This is a genomic window from Streptomyces durbertensis (genome assembly GCF_014156695.1).
Lineage (GTDB): Bacteria > Actinomycetota > Actinomycetes > Streptomycetales > Streptomycetaceae > Streptomyces > Streptomyces durbertensis.
Genome location: NZ_WMLF01000315.1, coordinates 1 through 6,399, shown reverse-complemented (window position 1 = coordinate 6,399; position 6,399 = coordinate 1). Strand labels below are relative to the sequence as shown.

The 6,399-nt window shown below is 72.5% G+C and carries 12 protein-coding genes; 9 read left to right on the top strand and 3 right to left on the bottom strand.

What is annotated here, in order from left to right:
* On the bottom strand, positions 1–232 hold a 232-nt coding region (locus GL263_RS19020), incomplete at its 3' end, for a DUF488 family protein (protein WP_182856933.1).
* A gap of 142 nt (positions 233–374) precedes the next feature.
* On the opposite strand from GL263_RS19020, the gene GL263_RS19015 reads away from it, so the two are divergent.
* The 9 genes from GL263_RS19015 to GL263_RS18975 all read left to right on the top strand — a co-directional run bounded on the left by GL263_RS19015 (position 375) and on the right by GL263_RS18975 (position 4,765).
* Entirely contained in the window at positions 375–713 is a 339-nt protein-coding gene (locus GL263_RS19015) for a gas vesicle protein GvpO (protein WP_323379470.1), read from the top strand.
* A 41-nt stretch (positions 714–754) separates the two neighbouring features.
* Positions 755–1,189, top strand: a complete 435-nt coding sequence (locus GL263_RS19010; protein ID WP_182856931.1) for a gas vesicle structural protein GvpA — start codon at positions 755–757, stop codon at positions 1,187–1,189.
* A 2-nt stretch (positions 1,190–1,191) separates the two neighbouring features.
* Positions 1,192–1,905 (top strand): GvpL/GvpF family gas vesicle protein, encoded by a 714-nt coding sequence (locus GL263_RS19005; protein WP_182856930.1) that lies wholly within the window; start codon positions 1,192–1,194, stop codon positions 1,903–1,905.
* 64 nt (positions 1,906–1,969) lie between these two features.
* Positions 1,970–2,227: a gas vesicle protein GvpG gene (locus GL263_RS19000; RefSeq protein WP_182856929.1), complete on the top strand. Its 258-nt coding sequence runs from the start codon at positions 1,970–1,972 to the stop codon at positions 2,225–2,227.
* A gap of 36 nt (positions 2,228–2,263) precedes the next feature.
* The gene (locus tag GL263_RS18995; protein ID WP_438947977.1) at positions 2,264–2,743 is read left to right on the top strand and encodes a gas vesicle protein; all 480 of its coding nucleotides are present in this window, start codon (positions 2,264–2,266) and stop codon (positions 2,741–2,743) included.
* Positions 2,740–3,582 (top strand): GvpL/GvpF family gas vesicle protein, encoded by an 843-nt coding sequence (locus GL263_RS18990; protein WP_182856928.1) that lies wholly within the window; start codon positions 2,740–2,742, stop codon positions 3,580–3,582. Before GL263_RS18995 ends, GL263_RS18990 begins: the two co-directional genes overlap by 4 nt.
* Positions 3,579–3,791 (top strand): gas vesicle protein, encoded by a 213-nt coding sequence (locus tag GL263_RS18985; RefSeq protein WP_438947976.1) that lies wholly within the window; start codon positions 3,579–3,581, stop codon positions 3,789–3,791. The genes GL263_RS18990 and GL263_RS18985 overlap by 4 nt, the downstream gene beginning before the upstream one ends.
* Positions 3,792–3,844: 53 nt before the next feature.
* Positions 3,845–4,198 carry a gas vesicle protein K gene (locus GL263_RS18980; RefSeq protein ID WP_182856927.1) on the top strand — a complete coding sequence of 118 codons (354 nt, stop codon included), beginning with the start codon at positions 3,845–3,847 and terminating at the stop codon, positions 4,196–4,198.
* A gap of 84 nt (positions 4,199–4,282) precedes the next feature.
* A complete protein-coding gene (locus tag GL263_RS18975) occupies positions 4,283–4,765 on the top strand; it encodes a hypothetical protein (RefSeq protein ID WP_182856926.1) in 483 nt (160 codons plus the stop codon).
* A gap of 41 nt (positions 4,766–4,806) precedes the next feature.
* Here GL263_RS18975 and GL263_RS18970 read toward each other — a convergent pair whose 3' ends face one another.
* Positions 4,807–4,974, bottom strand: coding sequence for a hypothetical protein (locus GL263_RS18970; protein ID WP_182856925.1), 168 nt, complete (start codon positions 4,972–4,974; stop codon positions 4,807–4,809).
* A gap of 114 nt (positions 4,975–5,088) precedes the next feature.
* Positions 5,089–6,201 carry a PP2C family protein-serine/threonine phosphatase gene (locus tag GL263_RS29090; RefSeq protein WP_323379469.1) on the bottom strand — a complete coding sequence of 371 codons (1,113 nt, stop codon included), beginning with the start codon at positions 6,199–6,201 and terminating at the stop codon, positions 5,089–5,091.
* Positions 6,202–6,399 lie beyond the last annotated feature (198 nt).

Genomic DNA, 6,399 nt, shown 5'->3' with positions numbered 1-6,399 from the left:
AAGAGACAGAGTCCACCCCCTCCTCCGGCAGCCACTCGGCCAGCCGCTCCCGGGCCAGGTCCGGATCCCGGCGGCTCCCGGGCGCCGTCCGCACGTCCACCAGCGCCGCCACGCCCGCCTCCCGCAGCAACCCGGCCACCGCCGCCCGGTCGGCGGTGCCGTGCCCGAACGTCACCAGCTCGGGGCGGGAGCCCCGCGCGTCCACCGAGGAATCCGTCCGCTCACCGTCCATACGGCCAGTGGACCATCCCCCCGCCCCCGGAGCACGCACGGTTCCACCAAGAGCGGAGCGTCGGGCGAGCATCCGGGAAAACGCCCGTGCATACGTCCGGTTCGCATGGGCAGGCGAACAGAACCACACCAGAAGGAAGTTCGTGCCGAAGCGGTCTTCCTCGACGGCAGGTGAAGGGGTGGACACCACGGACAACACAAACGGGAAACAGGAAGACGGAAAGCGCGTGGACGTCACCACCGCGATGCGACAAGCGTCCGGACAACTCGCCGACCTTCTGCGGTGCGAGCCCGGATTTGTCTCGTCCGTGAAACCGGCCGACGAAGGCTGGACGGCGGACGTGGAAGTGGTCGAACTCGAAAAGGTCCCGGACACCATGAGTGTCATGGCCTCCTACCGGGTGCAGCTCGACCCGGAGGGCCGGCTCGTCGGCTACGAGCGGCTGCGCCGCTACGCCCGGGGCCAGATCGACCGTCGCTGAATCCGTCGACCGAGGAGACAGAACCACCGGAAGGGGTTCCCATGACACTCGTCCAGCAGAGCAACGCGACGGCAGGCGGAAGCGGTTCGGGAAATCTGTACGACGTTCTCGAACTGATCCTGGACCGGGGGCTGGTGATCGACGCGTTTGTCCGCGTCTCCCTCGTCGGCATCGAGATACTCAAGATCGATGTCCGGGTCGTGGTCGCCAGCGTCGACACCTATCTGCGGTTCGCCGAAGCCTGCAACCGACTTGATCTCGAATCGGGACGCAAGGCGCCCAGCCAGCTCACCGAAATCGTCGGCGACATGACCGAGAACGGCGCCAAGGGAAAGTCGAAGGGAGTGCTGGGCGGAGCCGTCGAGGCGATCAGCGACTCGATACAGGGAAAGCGTGACGACGCCGAGGAGGAGCCGAAGAAGCGCTCCGCCCGCAAGTCCGCCAGCGGCCGCAAGGCCAAGGGAGACGAGGAGTAGCCGTGCCCACCTACGTCTACGCCGTGACCGGCGCCGACCATCCGTTGCCCCTCCACGACCTCACCGGAGTGGGAGACCCGCCGACCCCGCTGCGCGCCCTGCGCGCGGACGGCCTCGCCGCGGTCGCCGGTGACGCGCCGCCCGGGCTCCGCGCGAAGCGCCGCGACGTTCTGGCGCACCAGGGCGTCCTGGAGGCGCTCATGCGCGACGGCGCCACGCTGCCCATGCGCTTCGGACTCGTCGGGCCGGACGACGACGAGGTCGTCGCCGCCCTGCGACGGGAGGCCGACGTCTACCGGGAGCGCCTGGCGGAACTCGACGGCCATGTGGAGTACAACCTCAAGGCGGTCCGCGACGAGGCGGACCTGCTGCGGGAGGTCGTGAGCGACTCCGCGGAGATCCGGCAGCTCAACGAGCAGACCCGCGCGGACGAAGGCGACCACGACAAGCGCGTCGCCCTGGGTGAGATGGTCGCCCGCGAGGTGACAACCCGTCACCAGAGGGAAGCGGACGAGGTGGCCTCCCGGCTCGCCCCGGCCGCCACCCGCAGCCACCTCGCCGACCCCGGGCCCCAGCAGTTCCTCAACGTGTCCTTCCTCGTGCCCCGCACGGACGCCGACACCTTCGTGGCGGCTGTGCGGCAGGAAGCAGACCGGCGAGGGGACGCGTACGCCTTCACGCTGACCGGCCCGCTCCCGCCCTACAGCTTCGTCTGAGTCATCACGGCTTCGTCTCAGTCACGGAAACGGAACGACCGCGACAGGGAGGTGACGTGCGGGCATGGGCCTCATCACCGGCATCCTGACCCTGCCGCTGGCTCCCGTGCGGGGGACCGCCTGGGTGCTCGACCAGGTCGTCCTCGCAGCCGAGCGCGAGTACTACGACCCGGCACCGGTCCGCGCCGAACTCGCCGCGCTGGAACGCGCGCTCACCGAGGGACGGATCGAGGAGGACGAGTTCGACCGCCGCGAGGACGAACTGCTCGACCGGCTCGAAGAGATCGAGGCGTACCGGCGCGACGCCGGACACGGCTCCTGACCGGAAGCCGCCACGAACCAGACCACGGGAGGAGGCATGAGAACCGTGCCGGACTCACTGGCCGGCCGTATGCCGGGCCCCCAGCGGAGCGCCGCCCCGGCGTACGGACAGCCCGGCTCGTCGGCCAACCTCGCCGACATCCTCGAAAGGGTGCTCGACAAGGGCGTTGTCATCGCCGGGGACATCCAGATCAACCTGCTCGACATCGAGCTGCTCACCATCAGGCTCCGCCTGCTGGTCGCCTCCGTCGACAAGGCCAAGGAGATGGGCATCGACTGGTGGGAGCACGACCCGTCGCTCTCCTCGCGCGCCCGCCCCGCACAACGGCCGTCCGCTCCGGACACCCGACGCGACACCCTGGCCGAGGAGAACGAGCGGCTGCGCGCCGAGATCGCCCGCCTGCGCTCGTCCGACGGGCCCGCCGAGGCGCCGCCCGCCATGGGTGAAACCCCCTCGGACGCCGCGTCGGACACCACCGCGGAGGGAACGCCGAAGGACCGGGAGGAGACACGGTGACCACTCCATCCCCAGCCCCCGCCGAACCGCCGGAGCACGCCGCGGGTGAGCTGACGTACGTGTACGCGGTCGGCCGCGACGGCCCCGCCTTGCGGACGCTGGCTCCCCGGCTGCGGGGTGTGGACGGCGCGCCGGTGCGCGCGGTCGGCGTGGCGGGACTGTGCGCCCTCGTCTCCTCCGCCCCGACGGAGACCTTCGGCGAGCGTGCGCTCGCCGACCAACTCGACGACCTGCCCCGCCTGGAGTCCCTGGCCCGCGCCCACCACGCGGTGGTCGACAGCGCGTTCGGCGAGGCCCCGCCGATCCTCCCCATGCGGCTGGCGACGGTGTACCACGACGACGCCCGGGTACGCGCCATGCTCGGCCGGCGGGCCGAGGACTTCCGGAACCTGCTGGAGCGGCTCGACAACCATGTCGAGCTGGGGGTGAAGGTCCACGCGGTGCCACTGGCGACCGCCCCGGCCGAGGTGGGGGCCGTCCCGTCGGGCCCTGGCCCGGCGGCCGGCGCCGGCCGCGCCTACCTGCGGCAACGCCAGGCGCAGCAGCGCGGCGGCCGCGAGGCGCACCGGGCGGCGGCCGACATCGCCGCCCGCGCGGCGGAGCTGGCGGCAGGCATGTCACTCTCCCGAGTGGTCCACCGCCCCCAGCAGGGACAACTCGCCACCACTGCGGGTGTGAACGTGGCCAACGAGGCCTACCTCGTCCCCGTGGAGCACCTGGACCGGTTCTGCCGCGAGCTGACGGCCCTCACCGAGGCGACGCCGCAGGTGACCGTCGAGGTGACCGGCCCGTGGGCGCCCTACTCGTTCGCCACCACGGAGGGCGGTGGCGAACAGTGAGCATCGGCGTCACCGGGGAGGCGATCGGCGGTCGGGGCACCGCCACCGGCCCGCCCGCCTCCCTGATCGACCTCCTCGACCGCCTGCTGAACGGCGGCGCCGTCCTCACCGGGGACGTGGTCCTGTCCATCGCCGACGTCGACCTCGTCCACGTCAACCTGCGGGCGGTCATCCGGTCCGTCACCGGTGACGCGCCGGCGCCGTGGTGACGACCCGCAGCCCCTGACAACCGCCACCCGAGACGAGGCGAGGAGCACAGACGATGATCGAGGACCTACGGCCCGGCACCTTCGGCCTCGAACCCGTACGCCCGGCCGACCGCCGTTCCCCCGCCGCCGCCCAGCGGCTCCAGACCGACCCCGACACGGTGGAACGGGACCTGGTCAAACTCGTCCTGACCATCGTCGAACTGCTGCGCCAGCTCATGGAACGCACCGCCCTGCACCGGGTCGAGCACGGGGACCTGAGCGAGGAGCAGGAGGAGCGGGTCGGCATGACCCTGATGATCCTGCACGAACGGATGGAAGAACTGTGTGACCGCTACGACCTGACGACGGACGACCTCAACCTCGACCTCGGACCGCTCGGCTCCCTGCTCCCGCGCAACGGTGCCTGAGAGCAGGCCACGCCGCACCACGACACCACGCGACCACACGACACCACACGACACCACACGACACCACACGACAAGGAGGACGCGATGAGCGCTCAGAACAGTCAGAACAAGAAGGCCAAGGAATCCGCCCGCGGCAAGGGCCAGGCCGACGACGAGCACAAGAACGAGCACAGGAAGGACGCCGACGGCAAGAAGGACGCCAGCAAGAAGACCGGCGGGGCGGCTCGTGAGCGGGCCGAAGAGGCCGCCACCCGGGCGCAGTCGGCGGCCGAGGACGCCAAGGACTCGGCGGCGGACAGCGCGGACGCGGCCGGTGAGAGTGCCCGCGGTGTCGCCGGCGCGGCCGCCGCGGGGCTGCGGAGCGGACAGCAGGCGCTGGCCGCCAACGCCGAGCGCGCGACCGCCGTGGCCACCACGGCCTGGACCGTCGTCAAGGCGAGGAAGGCCGTTGTCGCCGGAGCGGCGGCCGGAGTCGCCGGCGTCGCGGGCGCGGCCTTCGCGATCGGGCGCACCACGGCGAAGCCGCCCACGGGTCCCCTCACCCGGCTGGCGCGCGGCCGCATCTGAGCCGGGCCCCGGGCGCGGGGCCGCCGCGCCCCGCGGCGCTTCTACCCCCGAGGCCGCCGGCTCAGCACCAGCACCGTGACCAGCCCGCAGGCCAGGCCCGCGAGGCCCCAGGGGAGGCTCGGGCGACCGCCGTTGAGGTGGTAGCCCACGGTGCAGAAGGCCACGGTCTCCATCAGGACGATGAGTCCCCAGAAGCGCCTTCCCGGCATCGGGCCCCCGTTCCACGGGCCCCGATGTCGGAGCCTCCCCGCGCCCGGGGCCCAGGCGCGTCCGTGCGGTGTCGCCCCGGCGGGCAGCGGCCCCGCTCCCGCCCTCCGTGCCGCTCAGCCGGCGCGGACCGTGAGCAGGGCCACGTCGTCGCGGAGCCGGTCCCCGGCAAAACCGTGCAGGTCGTCGTCGAGAGCCGCCGCCAGACTATCGGCCGGGGTCGCGGCCAGCTCCCGCAGGCGGCTGTGCAGGGGGTAGAACGTGCCGTCCGGGCCGCGGGCCTCGGTGACGCCGTCCGTGCACAGCACCAGCGTGGCGTCGGCGGCCGACGGCAGCGGTTCCGCGACGCGCGGTTCGTCCGCGAGCGCGCCCAGCCCCAGCGGCAGGCCCGTCTCCCGCAGTGGGAGCGGCTCCGCCCGCCCGCCGCGCACCGCGTACGGCGGGATGTGGCCGCAGTTCACCACCTCGGCCGGCCGGCCCTCGGGGAAACCCAGCAGGAGAGCGGTGACAAACCGTTCCGGCGCGCGTTCCTGCTGCTTCGCGTAGACGTTGTAGCGCGCGACGGCCTCGTCCAGGGCGACGGCGACGTCCGCCAGTTCGCGTTCCCGCTGGGCCGCCTCCCGGAACGCCACCAGCACGGCGAAGGCCGCGCCCAGCGCGGGCAGCCCCTTGCCCTGCACGTCGGCGATGAGCAGCCGGACGCCGAACGGGGACTCCACCACCTCGTAGACGTCACCGCCGACCATGCTGTCCTCCTCCACCGGCTCGTAGACGCCGTCCACGGTCACGCCCCCGAGACGGACAGGCAGCGGACGCAGCATCTGGCGCTGAAGCGCGGCGGACACCGAACGCAGGCGGTTGATCTCCTCCTGCTGCCGGATGCGGATACCGCAGCCCACGACGCTGAGCGCGCCGAGGACCACGGAGAACGAGAGCATCGCGACGTTGGCCGCCGTCGTCGGCAGCGGCCGGTGCAGCAGCGCGGCGCTCTCGGCGAGCACCACCCACACGGCGGCGATGCTCGTCTGACGGACCGACCCGATCCCGGCGGTGAAGGCGGGAAGGAAGACCAGGAACGGCACGAGGCGCCACTCCTCGTCGGCGAACGCCCCCAGCAGCACGGCGAGGACGGTGAGGCCGACCAGCCCGGCCAGCAGCATGCGGTTGGTCAGCAGGGTGGTGGGCCGGGCGGACGGCGTGTCCGCAGCGGCGGTTCGGATGGTCGGCACCTTACGTCCTCGTCCTGGCAGCTCGTGGGCGGAGGCCACCGGTATGACCGCCTCCCTCCCCTGGGGTGGTTCGCCGGGCTTCCGGGCATGGATCCGGCGGCAGACGGATAGGGGCCGCCGCATGACCGTGAAGAGTCTGCGCCGGGCGCTGGTCGCCCTCGCGACCGTCTGCCTGCTCGCCGCCGCCCACCCCACGGC